Source organism: Nonomuraea sp. NPDC050790 (assembly GCF_044456745.1).
Lineage (GTDB): Bacteria > Actinomycetota > Actinomycetes > Streptosporangiales > Streptosporangiaceae > Nonomuraea.
Genome location: NZ_JBITGF010000004.1, coordinates 607,857 through 628,881 on the forward strand (window position 1 = coordinate 607,857; position 21,025 = coordinate 628,881).

17 protein-coding genes are annotated in these 21,025 nt (G+C 73.2%); 13 read left to right on the plus strand and 4 right to left on the minus strand.

The genetic code is table 11. The features are described from left to right. Positions 1-170: 170 nt before the first annotated feature. Together ACIBEJ_RS23160 and ACIBEJ_RS23165 are read left to right on the plus strand one after the other, a co-directional pair. Positions 171-2,066 carry an ABC transporter ATP-binding protein gene (locus ACIBEJ_RS23160; protein WP_397184854.1) on the plus strand — a complete coding sequence of 632 codons (1,896 nt, stop codon included), beginning with the start codon at positions 171-173 and terminating at the stop codon, positions 2,064-2,066. After that, positions 2,063-3,259, plus strand: coding sequence for a cytochrome P450 (locus ACIBEJ_RS23165; RefSeq protein ID WP_397184855.1), 1,197 nt, complete (start codon positions 2,063-2,065; stop codon positions 3,257-3,259). Before ACIBEJ_RS23160 ends, ACIBEJ_RS23165 begins: the two co-directional genes overlap by 4 nt. Positions 3,260-3,390: 131 nt before the next feature. Here the strand turns inward: ACIBEJ_RS23165 and ACIBEJ_RS23170 are convergent, their stop codons facing one another. Then, positions 3,391-3,936 (minus strand): hypothetical protein, encoded by a 546-nt coding sequence (locus ACIBEJ_RS23170; protein ID WP_397184856.1) that lies wholly within the window; start codon positions 3,934-3,936, stop codon positions 3,391-3,393. 125 nt (positions 3,937-4,061) lie between these two features. On the opposite strand from ACIBEJ_RS23170, the gene ACIBEJ_RS23175 reads away from it, so the two are divergent. The 5 genes from ACIBEJ_RS23175 to ACIBEJ_RS23195 all read left to right on the plus strand — a co-directional run bounded on the left by ACIBEJ_RS23175 (position 4,062) and on the right by ACIBEJ_RS23195 (position 10,611). Further along, positions 4,062-4,775 (plus strand): TetR/AcrR family transcriptional regulator, encoded by a 714-nt coding sequence (locus ACIBEJ_RS23175; protein ID WP_397184857.1) that lies wholly within the window; start codon positions 4,062-4,064, stop codon positions 4,773-4,775. Then, on the plus strand, positions 4,772-7,288 hold the full coding sequence (locus ACIBEJ_RS23180) for a PEP/pyruvate-binding domain-containing protein (protein WP_397184858.1): 2,517 nt from the start codon (positions 4,772-4,774) through the stop codon (positions 7,286-7,288). Before ACIBEJ_RS23175 ends, ACIBEJ_RS23180 begins: the two co-directional genes overlap by 4 nt. Positions 7,289-7,336: 48 nt before the next feature. Continuing rightward, complete coding sequence (locus ACIBEJ_RS23185; RefSeq protein ID WP_397184859.1) at positions 7,337-7,513, plus strand: hypothetical protein; 177 nt, start codon at positions 7,337-7,339, stop codon at positions 7,511-7,513. A gap of 75 nt (positions 7,514-7,588) precedes the next feature. Further along, on the plus strand, positions 7,589-8,050 hold the full coding sequence (locus ACIBEJ_RS23190; protein WP_397184860.1) for a hypothetical protein: 462 nt from the start codon (positions 7,589-7,591) through the stop codon (positions 8,048-8,050). Continuing rightward, positions 8,047-10,611, plus strand: coding sequence for a M48 family metalloprotease (locus tag ACIBEJ_RS23195; protein ID WP_397184861.1), 2,565 nt, complete (start codon positions 8,047-8,049; stop codon positions 10,609-10,611). The genes ACIBEJ_RS23190 and ACIBEJ_RS23195 overlap by 4 nt, the downstream gene beginning before the upstream one ends. On the opposite strand, the gene ACIBEJ_RS23200 is transcribed toward ACIBEJ_RS23195, so the two are convergent. Next, positions 10,604-11,968, minus strand: coding sequence for a glycoside hydrolase family 16 protein (locus tag ACIBEJ_RS23200; RefSeq protein WP_397184862.1), 1,365 nt, complete (start codon positions 11,966-11,968; stop codon positions 10,604-10,606). The two genes, ACIBEJ_RS23195 and ACIBEJ_RS23200, sit on opposite strands and share 8 nt — an antisense overlap. A 158-nt stretch (positions 11,969-12,126) precedes the next feature. Here ACIBEJ_RS23200 and ACIBEJ_RS23205 point away from each other — a divergent pair, with 158 nt between their 5' ends. Then, positions 12,127-13,308 (plus strand): esterase-like activity of phytase family protein, encoded by a 1,182-nt coding sequence (locus ACIBEJ_RS23205; protein ID WP_397184863.1) that lies wholly within the window; start codon positions 12,127-12,129, stop codon positions 13,306-13,308. Here the strand turns inward: ACIBEJ_RS23205 and ACIBEJ_RS23210 are convergent. Together ACIBEJ_RS23210 and ACIBEJ_RS23215 are read right to left on the minus strand one after the other, a co-directional pair. Then, a complete protein-coding gene (locus ACIBEJ_RS23210) occupies positions 13,299-13,652 on the minus strand; it encodes a hypothetical protein (RefSeq protein WP_397184864.1) in 354 nt (117 codons plus the stop codon). The two genes, ACIBEJ_RS23205 and ACIBEJ_RS23210, sit on opposite strands and share 10 nt — an antisense overlap. Then, a complete protein-coding gene (locus ACIBEJ_RS23215) occupies positions 13,649-14,350 on the minus strand; it encodes a FadR/GntR family transcriptional regulator (RefSeq protein WP_397184865.1) in 702 nt (233 codons plus the stop codon). The genes ACIBEJ_RS23210 and ACIBEJ_RS23215 overlap by 4 nt, the downstream gene beginning before the upstream one ends. A gap of 175 nt (positions 14,351-14,525) precedes the next feature. Between ACIBEJ_RS23215 and ACIBEJ_RS23220 the strand changes: the two genes are divergently transcribed. The 5 genes from ACIBEJ_RS23220 to ACIBEJ_RS23240 are packed head-to-tail and all read left to right on the plus strand — an operon-like array spanning position 14,526 to position 20,943. Continuing rightward, positions 14,526-16,124, plus strand: a complete 1,599-nt coding sequence (locus ACIBEJ_RS23220; protein WP_397184866.1) for an ABC transporter substrate-binding protein — start codon at positions 14,526-14,528, stop codon at positions 16,122-16,124. After that, entirely contained in the window at positions 16,121-17,080 is a 960-nt protein-coding gene (locus ACIBEJ_RS23225) for an ABC transporter permease (RefSeq protein ID WP_397184867.1), read from the plus strand. Before ACIBEJ_RS23220 ends, ACIBEJ_RS23225 begins: the two co-directional genes overlap by 4 nt. Next, a complete protein-coding gene (locus ACIBEJ_RS23230) occupies positions 17,077-19,029 on the plus strand; it encodes a dipeptide/oligopeptide/nickel ABC transporter permease/ATP-binding protein (RefSeq protein ID WP_397184868.1) in 1,953 nt (650 codons plus the stop codon). The genes ACIBEJ_RS23225 and ACIBEJ_RS23230 overlap by 4 nt, the downstream gene beginning before the upstream one ends. Further along, complete coding sequence (locus ACIBEJ_RS23235) at positions 19,022-20,041, plus strand: oligopeptide/dipeptide ABC transporter ATP-binding protein (RefSeq protein ID WP_397184869.1); 1,020 nt, start codon at positions 19,022-19,024, stop codon at positions 20,039-20,041. Before ACIBEJ_RS23230 ends, ACIBEJ_RS23235 begins: the two co-directional genes overlap by 8 nt. Then, positions 20,038-20,943, plus strand: a complete 906-nt coding sequence (locus tag ACIBEJ_RS23240; RefSeq protein WP_397184870.1) for a dihydrodipicolinate synthase family protein — start codon at positions 20,038-20,040, stop codon at positions 20,941-20,943. Before ACIBEJ_RS23235 ends, ACIBEJ_RS23240 begins: the two co-directional genes overlap by 4 nt. The last annotated feature ends 82 nt before the right edge of the window (positions 20,944-21,025 follow it).

A 21,025-nucleotide genomic window follows, 5' to 3' on the forward strand; every position in this document is an offset into this window, starting at 1 on the left:
CGCGGAGGGCGACACGTGGCTGCGGTGGCGCGGCGCCGGCCCAAGCGCGGAGCGGCGTGCGGACGCTACGGCCGCCGAAGCGCGGAGCGGCGTGCGGACGCTACGGCCGCCGAAGCGCGGAGCGGCGTGCGGGCGCGCAGGCGGAGCGTCGGGCTACACGCGGAGGGGACATGGGGATGCGAAGGCGGGGCGCGGGTGCGGGGGAGTTGCCGTCGCTGGCCACGGCCTGGTGGGACGCCCACACAGCCGCGCTCGCCGGCACCGGCTTCCTGCGGATCGCCGCCCGGCTGCCCGCCACCACCGCCCGCGCGGTCGCCGTCGCCTGGCGGGCCGGACGCCGGGACACCGCGATCGCCCTCGCGCTGAGCGTGCTCGGCGGCGTCGCCACCTCCTACGGCCTGCTGGCCACCCGCGACGTGCTCGTGGCGCTGTTCGCCGCCGGGCCGACGCTCGGACGGGTCCAGGCGGCGCTGCCCGCCCTGCTGGCCGTGGCGGCGGCCGTGGCGGCCAGGTCGGCGCTGTCGATCGGGGCGGGATGGGCGCAGGCCAGGCTCATGCCCAGGGTGCTGACGCTGGTGGAGCGGGAGCTGTTCGAGCTGACCACGCGGGTGGAGCTGGCGGCCTTCGACGACCCGGGTTTCAGCGACGAGATGAAGCGGGCCCGCAACCGCGGCGGCATGGCCCTGCAGGCGCTGGTGCGCGCCACCCTCGACCTGGCCGCGGGCCTGGCCGGGCTGGCCGGCACCGCGGTGGCGCTGCTGGTGGTGCACCCGTCGCTGCTGGCCGCGCTGGTGCTGGCGAGCCTGCCCGGCGCGTGGGCGGCGGTGCGCGTGGCCAGGCTGGCGTACGTGAGCGAGCGCAACAGGACCTCGCGCCGCCGGCGCATGTGGATGCTCGGCGAGCTCATGGCCGAGCGGCTGACCGCGGCGGAGGTGCGCGTGTTCACCATGCGCGGCTTCCTGCTGCGCGAGTACGACCGGATGGTCGCCGCGGAGACCGAGGCGGAGCTGGAGGTCGTCGCGGCGCAGACCCGCGTGCGGGTGGCGGGCGGCCTGCTGTCCGGCGCGGCCACCGCGGGCCTGTACACGGTGCTCGGGCTGCTGCTGGCCGGCGGCGCGCTGCCGCTGGCGGCGGCGGCCACGGCGGTGCTGGCCCTGCAGGCGGCCAGGCAGTCGCTCACGCTCGCGCTCACCAACGTCAACAAGATCTACGAAGAGGGCCTCTACTACGGCGACTTCACCGAGTTCGCGCGGCGCTGCGAGAGCCGCCTGCCGCCGCCCGCCGACACCGCCGTGATCACGCCGCCCGAGACGATCGAGGTGAAGCACGCCGGGCTCAGCTACGGCCACGACGGTCCCGCGGCGCTCGACGGCGTCACCCTGACCGCCCGGCGCGGCCAGACGATCGCGCTGGTCGGCGAGAACGGCTCGGGCAAGACCAGCCTCGCCATGCTCCTGGCGGGGCTACGCCGCCCCACCTCCGGCGCGGTCACCTGGGACGGCCTGCCGCTGGACGCCGTGGACGGCCACGAGCTGTGGCGGCACGTGGGGCTGGTCAGCCAGGAGTACTGGCGCTGGCCGTTCACCGCCGCCCGCAACATCACGCTGGGCTCCGAGCACGAGGACCCCGCCCGGATGCGCGCCGCCGCGACCAGGGCGGGCGCACACCAGATGATCGAGAAGCTGCCCGAGGGCTACGACACGCTGCTGTCGCGGGTCTTCGCCGGCGGCCAGGACCTGTCGGGCGGCCAGTGGCAGCGGCTGACCTGCGCCCGCGCCTTCTACCGCGACGCGCCCCTGCTCATCTGCGACGAGCCGTCGGCCGCGCTCGACCCGAAGGCCGAGCACGCGCTGTTCGCGGGCCTGCGCGCCGGCGCCGAGCGCCGGATCACGGTCCTGATCACCCACCGCCTGGCCAACGTACGGCACGCCGACCGCATCTACGTCCTGCACCACGGCCGCGTCGTCGAGGAGGGCACCCACGGCCACCTGATGGCGCTGGGCGGCCGCTACGCCGAGCTGTTCACCCTGCAGGCCGACGGATACCTCGAGGAGCGGATCGCATGACCACCCGCCTGACCCCCGCCCAGCTCAACGACGTCCCCACGGTACGAAGCCTGCGCGAGAGCGCCCCCGTCCACCACGTCGACCTGGGCCGGGGCGGCGCGGAATGGCTGCTCACCGGCTACGAGGCGGCCGTCACCGGCTTCTCCGACCAGCGCCTCATGGGCGACGGCGGCCAGGCGGGCAACCCGATCGAGGAGGCGGAGAAGGCGGGCCGGGTCATCTTCGAGGAGGACCTGGTTGACCTGTCCGGCGAGGACCATCAGCGCCTGCGCCGGATGATCTCCCGGCAGCTCACCCCGAGGCGCGTGGCCGCGCTGGAGCCCAGGATCCGGCGGATCGCCGACGAGCTCCTGGACGCGATCGAGCCTGCCGAGAGCGTGGACTTCGTCGCCGCCTTCGCCCGCCCGCTGCCGATCAGGACGCTGTGCGCGCTGATCGGGGCGCCGGACGCCGACCGGGCGTACGTGCAGGCGTACGTGAGCGGCCGGATCGCGGCGCTGCCCGAGCGGCCCGAGGCCATGACGCCGGGGCCCGACATGACCTCCCCCGAGACCGCCGCGATGCTCGCCCACCTGGCCGCGCTGATCGCCGAGCGGCGCCGCGAGCCGGCCGACGACCTGGTCAGCGGCATGATCCGGCAGGCGGACCGGGAGGGGCTGCCGGAGCCCTACCTGGTGGCGGGGCTCAGGCTCACGCTGGTGGCCGGGCACCGGGCGGTGACCGCGCTGCTGGCCAACGGGCTGGCCCTGCTGCTGAGCGAGCCGGGACTGTGGCGGCGGCTGGTGGAGCGGCCCGAGATGGTCGGCGACGCGGTGGAGGAGCTGCTGCGCTACGTCACGCCGATCGCGCTGAGCGTGCCCCGGCACACCACGGCCGCCGTGCGGGTGTGCGGGGCGGAGCTGCCCGGCCGGGCGGTGGTGCGCTGCGCGTGGGGCGCGGCCAACCGGGACCCGGCGCGCTTCGCCGAGCCCGACGCCTTCGACCCCGAACGCCCCGGCAACGCCCACCTGGCCTTCGGCTACGGTCACCACTTCTGCCTCGGTGCCGCGCTGGCCAGGGCCGAGCTGCGGCTGGCGCTGACGAGACTGCTTGCCCGCTTCCCCCGGATGCGGCTGGCGGAGGAGGAGCTGGAGTACCGCTCCGGCGACCTGCGCGAGCCGAAGAAGCTGCGCGTGTTGCCCGAGCCGGGTTAGCGGGCCGCCCGATCCTCGACCGGCCTGGGTCGGCCGAGCCGGTCGATTCTGGACCGTGCCGGGTTAGCCAAGCTGGTCGATTCTGGACCTGGCCGGGTTAGCCGAGCCGGTCGACTCTGAACCTGGCCGGGTTAGCCGAGCTGGTCGAGGATCGGTGAGACGAGTTCGTTGAGCTCGCGCACCAGGACGGCCACGGCCCGCTGAGCGCTCTCCTCGACGCGCTCGTGCGGGCCCTCCGGCTCCGGGGGCAGCCCGGCCAGCGGCACCGGCGCCTCCACCAGGAGCGTCGCGCGCAGGAACGGGCTTCTGGCGAGGTCCTGCTGGGTCGGCTCGACGTACTGGCCGAACAGCTCCTGCCAGCCCTGCCAGCCGCGGTCGCGCCACCACGCGCGCGAGCGGGTGAGCGGCTCGGGCAGCGGCGAGACGATCCTGACGCGGGCGGTCAGCGTGCCGTCCCACGTGTTGCGCGCGCAGGTCGCGTCGAGCACGCGCCGGTCCCAGCGGACGTAGCCGGGGTCGAGCGAGGGCGGCGTGGCCAGCCTCCAGGCGGCACAGGCGAAGCGCACCGGCGCGATGTCGCCCCATTCGAACTCCGGCAGGTTCTTCTCCACGTGCGCGGCGTAGCGCCCGTGGCGGTCCCTGTCGAAGTCCTGGTCGATCCAGAAGGCCTTGGCCATGGGGTCTACCGTACGGCGCGGCGCGGGCTCGGGGGCTGAAGATCCGGGAATGTCCGGGCGGGGCCGTACCTTGTGAGGGGTTTTCTGACCACATATGCTTATTCGGTCAAAGAACGGAGTGCTGCATGGCCAGGCCGCCCGCCGATCCGGCTCGGCAGCGCGAGCGTGCCCACCGCGTGCTCGACGCCGCCGCCGAGCTGATCCTGCGCTGGGGCTACGACAAGACCACCATCGGGGACGTCGCCCGCGTGGCCGGCGTCGCCAAGGGCACGATCTACCTGCACTGGAAGACGCGCGAGCTGATGTTCGTCGCGCTGCTGCGCCGCGAGCGCGTCGCCACCCTGGAGGAGGTACGGCGGGCCGCCCCCGCCACCCTGCGCGAGCTGGTCGGGGTGGTGGCCACCGAGGTCATGCGCAGGCCGCTCATGCGCGCCGTGCTGCTGTCCGACACCGAGGTGCTCGGCAGGCTGACCACCATGAAGAGCGAGCGGCCCAGCGACCCCGACCAGGCCGAGGCGCTGCACCGGCTGCTCGGCGAGCTGAGGAAGCACGGCGCGATCCGCCCCGACCTCACCGACGCCGAGCACGTGAGCGTGCTCACCTCGGTCGTGTTCGGGTTCCTGACCGCCGCGCGGCTCACGCCCGAGCCGTACCGCGTGCCCGGGGAACGGCTGGCCGCGCTGCTGGCCGACACCGCGCACCGCGCGCTCGAAGCGGGGCGCGAGCCGTCCCCGCGCGAGGCCCGCGCGATCGCCGAAGCCGTCGGCGCCTACGTCGCGTACGCCGCCGACTTGGCCGGGCACAAGCTGGAGACCGCACTGGAAGGACAGGCGCTGTGAACGTTCTCCCCCTCGATGACGCGGCCGCCGATCTCGCCGTCGCGGGCGGGAAGGGCGCGTCGCTGGCCCGCCTGAGCCGCGCCGGGCTGCCGGTCCCGCCGGGCTTCCACATCACCACCGACGCCTACCGCGCGTTCACCGCGCCCTTCCGCGACCGCCTCGGCGCTCCCGGCACGCAGGAACTGTTCACCGAACACAAGATCCCGCAGGACCTGGCCACCGAGATCCTCGCCGCCTACACCGCCCTGGGCGGACGCGACGGCGGCGACCGCCTTGACGAGCGCGGCGGCGGGCGCGATGGCGGCGGTCAGGTGGCGGTGGCGGTGCGGTCGTCGGCCACCGCGGAGGATCTGCCCGAGATGTCCTTCGCCGGGCAGCAGGACAGCTATCTGAACGTGCGCGGCCCCGACCTGCTCGACGCCGTCCGCCGCTGCTGGGCCTCGCTGTGGAACCCGCGTGCCGTCGCCTACCGCGAGCGCAATGGCGTGCCGCACGACGGCGTGGCGCTGGCCGTGGTCGTCCAGGAGATGGTGGACGCCGACGCCGCCGGGATCATGTTCACCGCCGACCCCGTCACCGGCGCCCGCGGGCAGACCGTGATCAACGCCGCCTGGGGCCTCGGCGAGGCCGTGGTCGGCGGCCAGGTCACGCCGGACACCGCCGTGGTGGCCGACGGGCGCGTGAGCTCGTACATCGTCGCAGAGAAGGCCGTCATGACCGTGCGCGAGCCGGAGGGCACGCGCGAGCGGGACGTGCCGCCGGAACGCCGCTCCCTGCGCGTGCTCGCCGACGAGGAGGTCCTGCGCCTGGCCGAGCTGGGCGAGCGGATCCAGCGGCTGTACGGCACGCCCATGGACGTCGAGTGGGCCAGGCGCGGCGAGGAGCTCTTCGTCGTCCAGGCCCGCCCGATCACCGGCCTGGCCGAGGAGGTGGAGGAGTGGAACGACAGCCTGACCGGCCAGTACCTGTGGACCAGCGGCAACCTCGGCGAGGCCATCCCCGACGTGATGACCCCGGTCACCTGGTCGCTGGTGCGGCTGTTCATCCGCGAGGCGATGTCCGCCTCGGCGATCCCCGGCTACCGCCTGGTCGGCAACATCGGCGGGCGCTTCTACCTGAACCTCAGCATCGCCATCTCCGCCGCCAGGGCGTTCGGCATGAGCAGCAGGCTCGGCGCGATCGAGCAGGTCTTCGGCAGGATCCCGCCGGGCCTCGACGTGCCGCTGCTGCCCGCCTCCCGCTGGGAGCTGGTCAAGGCCATGCTGCCGATGGCGATCAGGCTGCGCCGCCGGGTCGCCGCCAACGTGAGGCGGCTGCGGCCCTTCCTGGCCACCGCCCGCGAGCGCTGCGAGGGGCTGCGCGAGCGCGCCGGGCTGATCGGGGAGCCCGCGGAGCTGGCCCGCTTCTGGGAGGAGGAGCTGCGGCCGTACGTGGTGGAGACGTGCAGGATGCTGGAGGCGGCGGGGCGCCAGGGCGGCGCCGCGCTCGTCATGACCCGCGACAAGCTGCGCGAGATGGTCGGCGACAGCGACGCCGAGGCCATGCTCACCGGCGCGAACGCGGACGGCGAGCTGGCCAGCATGGGCCCGATCATCGGCCTGGGCAAGCTGGCCAGGGGCGAGATCGACCGCGCGGAGTTCGCCGCCGTCTACGGGCACCGGGGCGCCCACGAGTTCGAGGTCAGCGTGCCGAGGCCGGGCGAGGACCCCGGCTGGATCGACAGGCAGCTCGCCGAGGTCGCCTCCGGTGACGCCCGCGACCTGCTGGCCCGGCAGGAGGAGGCGCGCGCGGCGGCCTGGGCCCGCTTCGACCACCGCCACCCCCGCAAAGGCGCGTCGATGCGCGAGCGGGTGGCCAGATGGAACGCCATCGTGCGCGACCGCGAGGACACCCGCTCGGAGAACATGCGCGTGTTCTGGGCGATGCGCGCGTTCGTCCTGCGCGCGGGGGAGCTGACCGGCCTCGGCGACGACGTCTTCTTCCTGGAGATCGACGAGATCGTCGACGTGCTGCGCGGCGGGCGCGCCCCGCTGGCGAGGATCCCGGTACGGCGGGCCACCTACCGCAAGTACGCCGCCCTGCCGATCTACCCCATGCTCATCGTCGGCCCCTTCGACCCGGTCCGCTGGGCCGCCTCGCCCGACCGGCGGGTCGACCTCTACGACGCCCGCGGCGGCCAGGCGCCCCCGTCCGACACGGTGACCGGCTTCCCCGGGGCGCCCGGCGTGGTCGAGGGCGTGGCCCGCGTGCTGACCGGTCCCGAGGACGGCGAGCGGCTGAAGGCGGGGGAGATCCTGGTGACGACGCTGACCAACATCGGCTGGACGCCCATGTTCCCGCGCGCCGCCGCCGTCGTCACCGACATGGGCGCGCCGCTGTCCCACGCCTCGATCGTCGCCCGCGAGCTCGGCATCCCCGCGGTCGTCGGCACCGGCAACGCCACCGCGCGCATCCACGACGGCGACCGCGTGCGCGTCGACGGTGAACGGGGAAGCGTGGAAGTCCTCAACTGATGGCAAGGCGCATGCGGACGATCACCCTTCGCGGTCACGATGTCCGTCATGAGCGACGAGATGGAGTGGGAGGAACGGTGCGTGGTCTACCGGCGCGCCAAGCTGGCCCTGGACCGGGCGGGACCGGGCGACGAGGGGCGCGTGGGCGCGGTGGCGCCGTGGCCGCGTGACCTCGCCGACGGCCGCCGCCCCGGCGCGCCGGCCCCCGCCTCCGAGGGTTGTTGACCGATTGCGTGGCGCCCGTTGCCTCCTCCCGGTCAACGCTTTCCCGGAGGCGGCGCGGCGATCTACAGTGCGGACGTGACGACGGACAGTGTCGGCGACCGCCGCGCGCTCGTACGCGCACTGGTGGCCGAGTTCGCCCCCCAGGAACTTCCCGAGTTCGATCTGATGACCGGCGTGTACTTCGCCGATCCCGCCGCCGCCCGCCGCGCGCGCAGGGCCCGCGACGAGCCCGGCGCGGCGGGCATCGACCTGGGTGACCCCACCCTCACGAACCTGCTCTGGGGCGTCGTCGGCGGCCTCATGACCGAGATGGTGGTCGTCGGCGTGCGCGACGGCAGGTCCAGGCTGCGCCGCTGGCGTGAGCGCCGGACCGCGGGCGACCCGCGGGCGCCGGTGCCGGAGCTCGGCGAGTTCGCCGGCGAGGCGGAGCGGCGTATCGCCAAGGAACTGGACTCCGCCGGGTGCGAGCACGCCCAGGCGATCGCGGAACGCGCGGTGGAGCGCTGGAGCCGCCGCGACTGGACGCCTCCCCAGTGAACGGCCGGGAGCGTCCTGGCAACCCCTTCCTGTTACCGGCGGCGACCACCTCCCGTTTCCTCCTGCTGGTCACGTTCGTGCCGGCCGCCGCGGCCTCCTCCTTCGACCTGATCGCGGGCGGCGTCTCGCAGTGGCAGGCGGCGTACGCGGCCTGCGACCGCGCCGCCGAGTCGGCGGCCGGGGCCGTGCCCGGGGCCTCGGCCGGGTCCGGGGCGGGGGCCGGTGGCGGGACCGCGCGGGAGCTGGCCGCCGGCTATCTCGGCTGCCTGCGCGAGGTCGGCCTGCAGCGGGCCGCGGTCGTGCTGGGCGCCCTGCTGGTCGTGGCCGCGGCGATCCTCGCCCTGTACCTGGTCAGGCCCCGGCTGACGATCGCCCGGCAGCACCTGGTGCCGGCGGGGGAGGAGCTGTCGGGGCTGGTCGCGGGGCTGGCGGCCGAGGAGGGGCTGCGCCGTACACCCGAGGTGTTGCTCGACGCCAATCGCGGCGCGCCGGGCGGCCGCGCGTTCGGCCGTCACCCGCGCTACCGCCTCCGCCTCAACATCGGGACCGTCCACGAGGCCAGGCGGCGCGGCGACCGGACCGAGCTGAAGGCGATCATCCTGCACGAGCTCGCCCACCTGCGTAACCGCGACGTGGACCTGACCAACCTCACGCTGTCGGCCGTGTGGGTCTTCGCGCTGCTGGCCGGCGCGCCGCTGCTGGTGTACGCCGCGATCTTCGACCAGGAACGGCCACTCGCCCTGTCGATCAGGGCCGTGCTCGGCACCGTCCTGGTCGTCCTGCTGGCGGCGTCGGTGCTGCGCGCCCGCGAGCACTACGCCGACGTGCGGGCGACCATGTCCGGCGGCGCGCCCGTCCCCTCCTGGGGAGACGTCAAGGGCAGCCTGGTCAGGCTGCTGCGGCTGCACCCGCGCGCGGCCGACCGGGCCGAGGTGGTCAGGCAGCCGGGCCGGCTGCTGCGGTGGATGCCGGGTGAGGCGCTCGGCGCCGGGATCGCGGCGGGACTGGCGATGCCGTACGTGATGGAGGTCGTCAGCCTCTGGTTCAGCGATGCCGAGCGCCTGGCCTACCAGGTGAGCGCGTTGCTCGCCGGGCTGCCCGTGGCGGCGATCCTGCTGGCCGGGGCGTTCCGCGCGACGCTTGCGGCCATGGCGGCCGCTCGGCCCGCGCCCAGGGGCGGCGCGGCGGGGGCGGCGCTGGCCGCGGGCATCGTGCTGGGCCTGGTGGCCGCGCCGAGCCGGATGAGCCTGTCCTGGGCGGAGTCCTTCGCCGCCGACCCGGGAGTCGCCGCGCTCGTGGTGGCCATCCTGCTCGGACTGTGCCTGGCGTTCGCGCGCTGGCTGTCGGCGTGCGCGGCCGCGTGGCTGCCCGTGGCGCGCTCGCGCACGCTCCTGCCTGTCTACCTGGGCGCCCTGGTGCCGGCGACCCTGCTGTTCGGGCTGTTCCTCAGCTCCTGGGTCATGGCCGCGCGGATCGGGCTGGAGACGCCTGGGCCGGCCGGGGCCGTCTGGGCGTTGCTGGCGTCGTTGTTCGACGCCGGGCAACTGACCGTGCTGCTCCTGGCGCTGCTGTATCCGCTGGGGTCCTGGCTGGCGCACACCTCGCGGGCGCGGGGGCGGCGGCTGTACCTGGACACGCCGCAGGAGTTCGCCCTGCCCGCCGCCCGGGTCAGGCCGCTCGCGGCCCTCGTCCCCGCCGCGGCCCTGACGCTGCTGGTCCTCGGGGCCGAGCTTGTCACGCCGGAGCCGCTGCTGGTGAGCGTGGTCACCGGGCTGGACCCGGGCGTGCGCACCGACTCGCTCGGCGACATGATGAAGGTGGGCGTCGGGCTCATCCTCGGCCTGGGGCTGCTGCAGGGGATCATCGCGATCGTGGTCTCGACGATGACCGGCGGCGGGCTCGGTCCTTCGCACGCGGTCCTGTCCGCGGTCGCCGTCGGGCTCGGCTGCTCGGTGGCGATCGTGTGGGAGCCGCTGGCGCTGGCCTGTTCGGCCGGGCAGTGCTCGGCCGCGCTCCTGCTGTCCCAGTTCAACGCGCTGTGCGTCGGCGTGATGGGGTACGGGGTGCCGGTCAGCCTGCTGGCCGCGGGAGCGGTGAGCGCCCTGCGGGGCCTCGTGGCGCTGGGATCTTCGGCTCCGGTGCGGTCCGGGGCGCGGCCGGGTCGTGCCTGGCTGCGCCGTACGCTGGCGATCGCCGCGGTGGGGGCGTCGGCGCTGTGGATCGGCGCGACGGCTCCGACCTGGCTGCTCCAGTACGGCTTCATCGACTTCGCGCATCGCCCGGTCGTCGACAACCCGGGCGCCGCCGTACCTCCGCCTGGTCCGCCCGGGACGGTCGGCACCCGCGCGGCGTGCGCATCGGTGGCGAACGCCGCGCTGGAGCCGTTCTTCGGGGACGCCTACTACGGGACGTGGGCACGCGCCTTCAGCAGGATCGGCGCCAGCGGGAGCGACTTCCTGGTCAAGCTCGGGCACGCCGGCTACGCCGACGCCCGTGCCGCCCAGTACCGGCTGCGGGACTTCATCGCGCCCGCCAACGCCTACTGCATGCGGGTCAGCTAGTGGAGAAGGTGAACCAGTTGACGTTGACGAAGTCGGCCGGCTGGCCGCTGCTGAAGGTCAGGTAGACCGTGTGGGTGCCGGTCACGGGGGAGATGTTCGCCGGGATCGTGCGCCAGCTCTGCCAGCCGCCGGTGCCGGCCAGCGCGAAGTCGCCGATCGGCGGCGCGGTCGGGCTGCCCAGTCTGACCTGGACGAGCCCGCTGACCCCGCCCGCGGCCCCGGAGGCCACCCGGGCGCGGAACTGGGTGGCGGGGGTGGCGCCGAAGGCCACCTTGTCGAAGCGCAGCCAGTCGCCGTTGGAGATCGCGCCGACGTTCTGGCCGCCGCCGGTGTCGGTGGTGGCCTCGACGATGGTGCCCGACTGGGCCTGGTGGCGTTCGGCCTGGATGGTGGAGCGGGCGTCGACGTCGCCCGGCGGGTTGGTGGGGCCGGTGGTGCCGCTCTGCCAGACGGCCACGTAGTCGACGACCATCGGACGTCCCGAGACGGTCGCCGCCGTCGGGGTGGAGAAGCCCGCCACGCCGTCGGGGAAGGCGCCGCCCATGGCCACGTTCAGCAGGATGAAGTAGCCGGCGTGGCCGGTCATGTTGTTCCAGGTGGCGGCGTCGAACTGCGACTGGCTGACCGAGTGGTACTGCTGGCCGTCCACGTACCAGCGCAACTGGTTGGGCGAGACGCTGCGGTCCCACTCGAAGCGGTAGGTGTGGAAGGCCGACTGGCAGGAGGCGCCGGGGCAGGCGCGGCTGGCGCCGAGGCCGCTGAACTCGTTGCACGGCCCGCCGGGCGCGACCCCGCAGTGGAGCACGGCCCACACGGAGTTGATCCCGTTGACGTTCTCCATGATGTCGAACTCGCCGATGCCCGGCCAGTTCCAGTAGTTCCCCCGGTACGGCGAGCCGAGCGCCCAGAACGCCGGCCAGTAGCCGAGCGCGGCCTGCCCGGTCACGTTGGGCATCTGGATGCGGCCTTCGATGCGCAGGATGCGGCCGTCGGCGGGCTTGAAGTCGGAGCGGCGGGTCTCGATGCGGGCCGAGGTCCAGTCCCGGTTGGCGCCGTGCGGGGTGATGCGCAGGTTGCCGGTTCCGTCGAGGCTGAGGTTGGCGGGGTTGGCGGTGTAGTTCTGGATCTCTCCGGTGCCCCAGTTGGCGGGGCCGCCCGGGTAGGAGTGGCCGGTGTCGACGATCCAGTTGCCGGGGTCGGGTGACGATCCGGCGGGGCCGTTGAAGTCGTCGGCCCAGACCAGCGACCACCCGGAGGGCGGGGGCGGCACGGCTGCCGAGGCGGCGACGGCGTACAGGACGAGGGAGAAGGCGGCCGACAAGGCGGCGGCGGCGACGGCGAGACGGCGGCGCGGCATCACTGCTCCTAGCGGGGGGTGACGGGTGCAGAGAGCGCTCTCACACCTGAAGGAAACACACGGTTAACGCCGTGTCAACCTCGATGAGAGCGCTCTCGCGTCGGAGCGGTTGCGCGGTGTTCAACATCTCGTCACCTCACCGTCCTAGGGTGCCCGCCATGAGACGTATCGCCATCTTGATGTGCGCCGGCGCGCTGGCACTGGGCGGCGCCGCGGTCCCGGCCGCCGCGACCCCGCCCGAGCACGGCTTCGGCAGGGCCGCCCTGGCCGGGTTCGCCTCGCTGCCAGCGCAGACGTACGTGCCGGGCAGCGAGCGGTCCGGCGCGCAACTCGGTACGGCCCCCATCAACGGGATCACCCCGCCCTTCCCCGGCCAGCCCGTGCAGGGGTTCAGCGGCATCGCCCGCCGCCACGACGGAGGCTACGACGTCCTGTCGGACAACGGCTTCGGCGCCAAGGCCAACAGCGCCGACTTCCTGCTGCGCGTCCACCGCGTGCGCCCCGACTTCCGCTCGAAGAAGCTGAGCCTGCACGGCGGCTTCAACCTCTCCGACCCGCGCAAGCTGGTCCCCTTCCCCCTCACCCGCCCCGACCGCAAGCTGACCGGCGCCGACTTCGACGTCGAGTCGATCGTGCGCTCGCTGGACGGCACCTACTGGTTCGGCGACGAGTTCGGCCCGTTCCTGCTCCACACCAACGCGCGCGGCGAACTGCTCGACGCGCCGGTGCCGCTGCCCGGCGTCAAGGCCCCGGAGAACCCCGACCTCGGCGGCGGCCAGCCGAACCTCGGCCGCAGCAAGGGCTTCGAGGGCATGGCCAGGTCCGTGGACGGGCGTCGCCTGTACCCGCTGCTGGAGGGCACCGTGACCGGCGACCCCGCGGGCTCGCTGCGCATGTACGAGTTCGACCTGCGCAGGCGCGCGTACGGCGAGCGCCGCTGGACCTACCGCCTGGAGGACCCCTCCCACGCGATCGGCGACGCCATCGCCGTGGACCGCCACCGCTTCCTGATCATCGAGCGGGACAACCTCCAGGGTGCCGAGGCCCGCTTCAAGCGCGTCTACCTGGCCGACACCCGCGACAGGGACGGCGACGGCGCCCTCGACAAGACCCAGGTCGCCGACCTGCTCGACCTCGCGGCGCCCGGCGGCGGCACCTTCACCTTCCCGTTCCAGACCATCGAGGACGTCATCATCCTCGACGACCGCACGCTGGGCATCCTGAACGACAACAACTTCCCGTTCTCCTCCGGCCGCACCGCGGGCGCGGCCGACGACAACGAGTTCATCAAGGTACGGCTGACGCGCGGCCTGCGCGCCGACCCCCGCGTCTACCTCTGAGGCGCGTGCACACTGCCCGACTGGGGGTCGAAGACGACCAGCCCGTGCCGCCCGGCCAGCTCGAACACGGTCCTGCACACCTCGGCGGCGCGCGGGAACACCGCGCTGGCCAGCACGATGTCCTCGGCCACGGTCAGCGGCTCGGCCCAGGGCGAGCCGGCGTAGTTGTCCGCGGTCAGGTCGGGGTAGCGGGCGGTCAGGTCGTCGACGAAGGCCGCCACCTCGGCCCTTGCGCCCGGCGGGGAGTCCTCGCCGGGCGCCTCGCACCAGTCGAGGAACTTGGCCGTGGCGCGCAGCGGCGTGATCGGCTCGTCCTCGAACCACACGGCCAGATCGAAGCTCATCCCACGGAGCCTAGCCGGGCGACCCGGTTGCGCACCCCCTCGAAGTGGGCGTGGACGGCGGCCACCGCGGCGGCCTTGTCGCGGGCCGTCACCGCGGCGTAGATGTCTCGGTGGCGGCGCGCGACGTCGGCGGGCGTCTCGTCGGGGACGCCGATCTCGTCGCGCAACTGGTGGTAGACGTCCCAGAACGCGCCGAGCAACTGGCTGACCAGGGGGTTGCCGAGCGGGCGGTAGAGCACGTCGTGGAAGAGCCGGTCGATCTCGGGGGAGACCCCGCCGCGCTCCGCCTCGTCCTCCATCCTGTCCATGGCCGCGGCGGCGGCCGACAGGTCGGCCTCCGCGCCGAGGTCGATGAGCTTCTGGACCAGCCCGGTCTCCAGCATCTCGCGGATCTCGACCAGGTGGGCGATGTGGCTGCGGCCGTCCTGGAGGGTGATGCGGCTGTGGAAGGTCAGCTCGTCCACGAGCCCGGCCAGCGACATCCGGCCGACGAACATGCCGAAGCCGTGACGGATGTCCACGATCCCGACCGCCTGGAGCGCCTTGAGCGCCTCCCTGACCGAGTTGCGGCTGATCCCGAGCTCCTCCATGAGCTCGGACTCGGTCGGCAGAGGGTCACCGGCCGCCAGCCCGCGCCCGAGGATCATCTCCTTGACGGCCTCCTGGGCCTCGACGGCACGGCTGGGTCGTGAACGCATGTAGTGCCCCTTCTGTGCGATCACTGCGTAACATTCCGGAAACCATCCGTTGACCGCAAGCCGTCTCCCGGCTTAGCGTCCACGTTACGCACAAGATAGGACATGGGATGTCCCACGTTCTACCCCTGGCCACATCCGGCCAGTTGCGGAACGCACCTACCCCCAGGAGGCATCCGTGAGCTCTGAGTTCAGCCGCCGCGACTTCCTGCGCTACACCAGCGCCTCGGCGTTCGTCGTCGCCTCCGTCGCTGCCTGCAGCGGCGGCCCCGCCTCGACCGGCTCCGTCGGCGCCGGATCGGACAAGGACCTCATCACCGCCGTCATCGGCTACGGCAACGACCAGAGCTGGGACCCCACCCAGACGGCGTCGGCCTTCGCCATGGCCGGCATCACCCACATCTACGAAGGACTGCTCGACACCGATCCGATCACGCGCGAGCCGTACCCCGCGCTGGCGACGGCGCTGCCGGCCGACCTCAACGCGACGAGCTGGACTTTCACGCTCCGCGAGGGCGCCAAGTGGCACGACGGGCAGCCCGTGACCGCCGACGACGTGGTCTTCACCTTCGAGCGGGTCCTGGACCCGGCGGCCAACGTGCTGGTCGGCAACTTCTTCAAGGCGTGGCTCAAGGAGGTCAGGAAGACCGGCGAGCGCAGCGTCGAGCTGGTCTTCAACTTCCCCTTCCCCGACGCGGCGCCACGCCTGACCATCGCCAAGATCATGCCCATGCACGTCTTCGGCGCCGCCGGAGGCTGGGACGCGGCCAAGGGCGGCAAGGCGGTCGGCTCCGGGCCGTACCGGATGACCGCGCACAACCCCAAGTCGAACACCTCCTTCGAGGCCTTCGCCGGCTACAACGGGCCGCGCCCGGCCACCGCCAAGCGCATGAACTGGCTGACGATCGTGGACGCCGCCGCCCGCGTGGCCAAGATCTCCGGCGGCGGCGCCGAGGCCCAGATCGCCGACAACATCCCCTACGCCAACATCGACCGCCTCAAGCAGCAGGGGCTGAACGTCGAGGGCGGCAAGGGCATGAACCACCTGTTCCTCATGTTCAACACCCAGGCCAAGCCCTTCGACGACGTGCGCGTACGGCAGGCGCTGCACTACGCCATCGACCGCGGGAAGATGATCGACGTGGCGCTCAAGGGCCACGGCACGGCCTCCAGCTCCTTCCTCAACGAGGGCCACCCCGACCACAAACGCGCCGCGGTCGTCTACGACTTCGACCCGGACAAGGCCAAGGCGCTGCTCAAGGAGGCGGGCGTCACCAACCTGACGGTCAACCTCATGGCGGTCAACGTGAGCTGGCTGGCCGACTGCCTGCCCACGATCGCCGCCTCGTGGGAGGCGATCGGGGTGAAGACCACGCTGGAGCCGCAGGACACCGCCGCGCTGTTCGCCAAGATGGACCAGATGCAGGACTACCAGGTGGTCGCGGCGGCCTCCAACCCCAACCAGTTCGGCATGGACGCCGACCTGATCCTGCACTACAACTACGTGCCCGACGGCCTGTGGATGAAGTACTCGCACTGGGAGGCGAGCAAGGACGCCAAGGACCTGTTCCGCATGATGGACGAGGCCACCCGGGAGCCGGACAAGGCCCAGAAGACCGCCCTGGTCCAGAAATATCTGGATGTGATCGCTGAGCAGGCCGTCCTCTACCCGGTCGTCCACACCGAGCTCATGACCGCCTGGGACCCGAAGAAGCTGTCCGGCGTGCGCGCCCAGGCGTACCCCGGCATCAACCTCCTGCAGGCCAAGAGGACATGATCCTCGTCGCCCGGATGCTGGTGCGCCGCGTCCTGATCCTCGTCCCGCTGCTGCTGGGCGTCATCGCGTTCGTCTTCGTCGTGATGCGCTTCTCCTCCAGCAAGCCCGAGTACGCCTACTTCCAGGGCGCCAACCCGACCGCCGAGCAGATCCGGCGGTTCCAGCTCGAGAACGGCCTGCTCGACCCGCTGCCGGTGCGCTACGTACGCTTCGTCGGCGAACTGGCCACCGGCGACATGGGCACCAGCGTGCTCACCAAGAAGCCGGTCCTGGACTCCGTGCTCACCGCGCTGCCGCTGACGCTCCAACTCACCCTGCTCGGGCTGGCCGTCGCGACGGTGCTGGCGCTGGTGTTCGGCGTCACCGCCGCGCTGTTCCGCGACCGCTGGCCCGACCAGGTGATCCGGCTGGTGTCGCTGGTCGGGGTCGCCGCGCCCGCGTTCTGGCTGGCCCTGCTGATGATCCAATGGCTGGCCGTGGGGGAGGGGCTCTTCCCGACCGGCGGCTACATCAACCCCGCCGACTCCACCTCCGGCTGGCTGCGCTCGATGACGCTGCCCGCCCTGTCGCTGTCGCTGCCCGTCGCCGCCCAGCTCATCCGCATCGTCCGCACCTCGATGGTCGAGGAGCTCGACCGCGACTACGTCCGCACCGCCATCGGCAGCGGCCTGCCGCCGGTCGTCGTGGTCGGCCGCAACGTGCTGCGCAACGCCCTGATCAACCCGCTGACCGTGCTCGGCCTGCGCATCGGCTACCTCATCGGCGGCGCGGTGGTGATCGAGCAGATCTACGGCCTGCCCGGCATGGGCCAGCTCATGATCAACGCGGTTCGCGATGGAGACCCGGCCGTGGTGCAGGGCGTGGTGCTGACCATCGCGGTCGGCTTCATGCTGGTGAACCTGGTCGTCGACGTCCTGTACCTGCTGGTCAACCCCCGCCTCAGGAGCGCCGCATGAGACGAGGACTCGCCGGGCGGCTGGCCCGGCCCGGCATCGGATTCCGTCGCCTGCCGCCGCTGTCGTGGGCGGCCGTCGCGGTGATCGCGCTGGTCGTGCTCGCCGCGTTGTTCGCGCCGCTGCTGGCGCCGCACTCGCCGTACTTCCAGGAGGTCGCGGGCGGCGGCCCGTCGGCCGCGCACTGGATGGGGCTCGACAGCGCCAACCGCGACATCCTGTCCAGGCTGCTGTACGGCGCGCGCTGGTCGCTGCTCATCGGCCTCGGCGCCACCGGCCTGGCCCTGCTGGCCGGGGCGGTCGTGGGCGCGATCGCCGCCACCTCGCGCAAGGCCGTCGACGAGACGCTGATGCGCCTGCTCGACGTGGTCATGGCCTTCCCCGGCATCGCGCTGGCCGCGGTGCTCGTGGCCGTCTTCGGCGGCAGCGTCCCGGTGCTGGTCATGGCCATGGCGTTCCTGTACATGCCGTCCGTGGCCCGTGTCGTGCGGGCCAACGTGCTGGCCCAGTACGGGGAGGACTACGTCGCCGCGGAACGGGTCATCGGAGCGCGCACGCCGTACATCGTGATCAGGCATGTGGCGGTGAACACCGCCGCGCCCGTGCTGGTCTTCTGCACGGTGATGGTCGCCGACGCGATCGTGTTCGAGGCGTCGCTGTCGTTCATCGGCGCCGGGGTACGCCCGCCGAACCCCTCCTGGGGCAGCGTCATCGCCGACGGCAAGAACATGGTGCTGCTCGGCGGCTGGTGGGCCACGGTCTTCCCCGGCCTGCTGATCCTGCTCACCGTGCTCGCGCTCAACATCCTGTCCGAGGGCATCTCCGACGCCTGGGCCGCGCCCGCCGCCCGCACCGCGCCGCCCGCCCGCGACGAGGACGCCTTCGAGCGCGCCGTGCCCGGCTCCGGCAAGGTCACCGAGCTGCCCGGCCTGGAGGAGGCGGCGCGTCGCCTGGCCGAGCGTGCCCGCCCGCTGCCCACGGGGCCGCCGATCCTGGCCGTGGAGAACCTCGCGATCGGCTTCGACCAGCGTCACGGCGGCGTCGACATCGTGGACGGCATCTCCTTCGACGTGCGGCCGGGCGAGGTGCTCGGCCTGGTCGGCGAGTCGGGCTGCGGCAAGTCGCTGACCGCGCTGACCGTCATGGGACTGCAGCCGCGCGAGGCCAGGGTCCGCGGCCACATCCGCTTCGACCAGCGCGAGCTGATCGCTCTGCCGCGCCGCGCCCGCAGGCGGCTGCTCGGCCACGAGGTGGCCATGATCTACCAGGACGCGCTGTCCTCGCTGAACCCCGCCATGACCATCCGCGCCCAGCTCAAGCAGCTCACCCGGCGCGGCGGCCGGCGTCCGCCCGCCCAACTGCTGGCCATGGTCGGCCTCGACGCCGCCCGCACGCTCTCCGCCTACCCGCACGAGCTGTCGGGCGGGCAGCGGCAGCGGGTGCTCATCGCCATGGCGCTCTCGCGCGAGCCCAAGCTGATCGTCGCCGACGAGCCCACCACCGCGCTCGATGTCACCGTGCAGGCTCAGGTCATCGAGCTGCTGCTGCGGCTGCGGGAGGAGCTCGGGTTCGCGCTCATCCTCGTCTCGCACGACCTCGCGCTGGTCGCCGACGTCACCGACCGCGTGGTCGTCATGTACGGCGGGCAGATCGTCGAGACCGGCGCCACCGCCACGCTGGTCGGGGCGCCCGCCCACCACTACGCCCGCGGCCTGCTCGGCTCGGTCCTGTCACTGGAGTCGGGAGCCGAGCGCCTCACCCAGATCCCCGGCGTCGTGCCCTCACCGGCGGCCTTCCCCGCGGGATGCCGCTTCGCCGACCGCTGCCCGATGGCCGACGACCTCTGCCACACCGCGCGGCCGGTGCTGGAGGGCGACGCGCACGCCCACGCCGTGGCCTGCCACCACCCCGCACTGACCCCGGCCGGAGTCGGAGGAGAAGAGCATGCCTGAACCCGCCGCCGCCACGGGCGCCGTGGCCGAGGTCAGCGGCGTCCACGTCGTGCACAAGGCCCGCTCGGGCGGGCTGTTCTCGCGCGACCGCGTCTACGCCCTGACCGCCGCCGACCTGGCCGTCGCGCCCGGCGAGACCGTCGGCGTCGTCGGCGAGTCGGGGTGCGGCAAGTCCACGCTGGCCAGGGTGCTGGTCGGGCTCCAGCGGCCCACCGAGGGCACCGTCCGCGTCCAGGGCCGCGACCTGTGGGCCACGAAGGAGTCCGAGCGGCGCGAGCTCATCGGCACCGGCGTCGGCATGATCTTCCAGGACCCGTCCACCGCGCTCAACCGCCGCCTGCCCGTCGCCCAGGTCCTGCGCGACCCGCTCAACGTGCACCGCCGCGGCACCCCGCGCCAGCGCGACGAGCGCGTACGCGAACTGCTCGACCTCGTCGGACTGCCCCAGAGCGCCGCCGACGCACTGCCCGGCCAGTTGTCCGGCGGGCAGCGGCAGCGGGTCGCCGTGGCCAGGGCGCTCGCGCTGGAGCCCGGACTGGTCGTCGCCGACGAGCCGACCAGCGCGCTCGACGTCTCGGTACGGGCCCAGATCCTCAACCTGCTGCTCGACCTCAAAGCCAGGCTGGGGCTGGCGCTCGTGTTCGTCTCGCATGACATTCAGACCGTGAGGCGGATGAGCGACCGGGTGGTGACCATGTACCTCGGCAGGATCGTCGAGCAGGCTCCGGCCGCCGACGTGCCCGGCGGGGCGCGGCATCCGTACACGCGGGCGCTGTTCTCCGCCACTCCCGGGCTGATCTCGCCGATCAACCCGATCCCGCTGGTCGGCGCGGTGCCGTCGGCGACCAGGCCGCCGAGCGGCTGCCCGTTCCGCACCCGGTGCTGGCGGGCCGACGACGCCTGCGCGGCGGAGATGCCGGCTGTTCGGTATGAGGACCGCCACCTCTACCACTGCCACCACCCCGTGACCGCGGGGGCGACAGACCTCGACCTGATCCAGGAGCGCGCATGATGCTGACCGGTGTGATTCCGCCGGTGTGTACCCCGATGACGCCGGAGCACGAGGTGGACACCGCCTCGCTCGTCCGGCTGGTCGACCATCTGCTGGACGGGGGCGTGGACGGGCTGTTCGTGCTCGGCTCCTCCTCCGAGGTGGCCTACCTGACCGACGCCCAGCGCGCGCTCGTCCTGGAGACGGTCGTGGGCCACGTGGCGGGGCGGGTTCCGGTGCTGGCCGGGGTGATCGACATGACCACGCCGCGGGTCCTGGAGCACGCCCGCGCCGCCCGTACGGCCGGGGCCGACGCCCTCGTCGCCACCGCGCCCTTCTACACCCGCACCCATCCCGCCGAGATCCGCACCCACTTCCGCATCCTCGCCGAGCGCGCCGGTCTGCCCCTCTACGCCTACGACCTGCCCGTCTCCGTCCACACCAAGCTCACCGCCGACCTGCTGCTCGACCTGGCCGCCGAGGGCGCGCTGGCCGGGGTCAAGGACTCCAGCGGTGACGACGGGGCCATGCGGCAGGTCATCCTGGGCCGGTCGGCCGGCTTCAGCGTGCTCACCGGCTCCGAGATCACCGTGGACTCCGCCCTCGCCATGGGGGCCGACGGCGTCGTACCGGGACTGGGGAACGTCGACCCGCACGGCTACGTCCGGCTGACCGCCGCCGCGGCGCGCGGCGACGCGGCGGCGGCCAGGGAGGAGCAGGAGCGGCTGGTGCGGCTGTTCGCGATCGTGCGCGTCGGCGGCGCGCGCATGGGCGGCAGCTCCGCCGGGCTCGGCGCCTTCAAGGCCGCGCTCTGCCTGCGCGGCATCATCGACCACCCCACCACGGCCCCGCCCCAGATCCCCCTCAACGCGGACGAGACCGGCCGTATCGGCAAACTCCTCGCCGCCGCGGGCCTGCTGTGACCGCCTGACGGCACGGCTCACGCTGTTCTTACGGCTCAAGCTGTTGGTACGGCTCACGCGCTCGTGATTGGCCTTGCCGATC

Excerpts from the sequence above, each read along its gene's own strand:
- ACIBEJ_RS23160 (WP_397184854.1), top strand. The coding sequence starts at position 171 with ATGGGGATGCGAAGGCGGGGCGCGGGTGCGGGGGAGTTGCCGTCGCTG.
- ACIBEJ_RS23165 (WP_397184855.1), top strand. The coding sequence starts at position 2,063 with ATGACCACCCGCCTGACCCCCGCCCAGCTCAACGACGTCCCCACGGTA.
- ACIBEJ_RS23170 (WP_397184856.1), bottom strand. The coding sequence starts at position 3,936 with ATGGCCAAGGCCTTCTGGATCGACCAGGACTTCGACAGGGACCGCCAC.
- ACIBEJ_RS23175 (WP_397184857.1), top strand. The coding sequence starts at position 4,062 with ATGGCCAGGCCGCCCGCCGATCCGGCTCGGCAGCGCGAGCGTGCCCAC.
- ACIBEJ_RS23185 (WP_397184859.1), top strand. The coding sequence starts at position 7,337 with ATGAGCGACGAGATGGAGTGGGAGGAACGGTGCGTGGTCTACCGGCGC.
- ACIBEJ_RS23200 (WP_397184862.1), bottom strand. The coding sequence starts at position 11,968 with ATGCCGCGCCGCCGTCTCGCCGTCGCCGCCGCCGCCTTGTCGGCCGCC.
- ACIBEJ_RS23205 (WP_397184863.1), top strand. The coding sequence starts at position 12,127 with ATGAGACGTATCGCCATCTTGATGTGCGCCGGCGCGCTGGCACTGGGC.
- ACIBEJ_RS23210 (WP_397184864.1), bottom strand. The coding sequence starts at position 13,652 with ATGAGCTTCGATCTGGCCGTGTGGTTCGAGGACGAGCCGATCACGCCG.
- ACIBEJ_RS23215 (WP_397184865.1), bottom strand. The coding sequence starts at position 14,350 with ATGCGTTCACGACCCAGCCGTGCCGTCGAGGCCCAGGAGGCCGTCAAG.
- ACIBEJ_RS23225 (WP_397184867.1), top strand. The coding sequence starts at position 16,121 with ATGATCCTCGTCGCCCGGATGCTGGTGCGCCGCGTCCTGATCCTCGTC.
- ACIBEJ_RS23230 (WP_397184868.1), top strand. The coding sequence starts at position 17,077 with ATGAGACGAGGACTCGCCGGGCGGCTGGCCCGGCCCGGCATCGGATTC.
- ACIBEJ_RS23235 (WP_397184869.1), top strand. The coding sequence starts at position 19,022 with ATGCCTGAACCCGCCGCCGCCACGGGCGCCGTGGCCGAGGTCAGCGGC.
- ACIBEJ_RS23240 (WP_397184870.1), top strand. The coding sequence starts at position 20,038 with ATGATGCTGACCGGTGTGATTCCGCCGGTGTGTACCCCGATGACGCCG.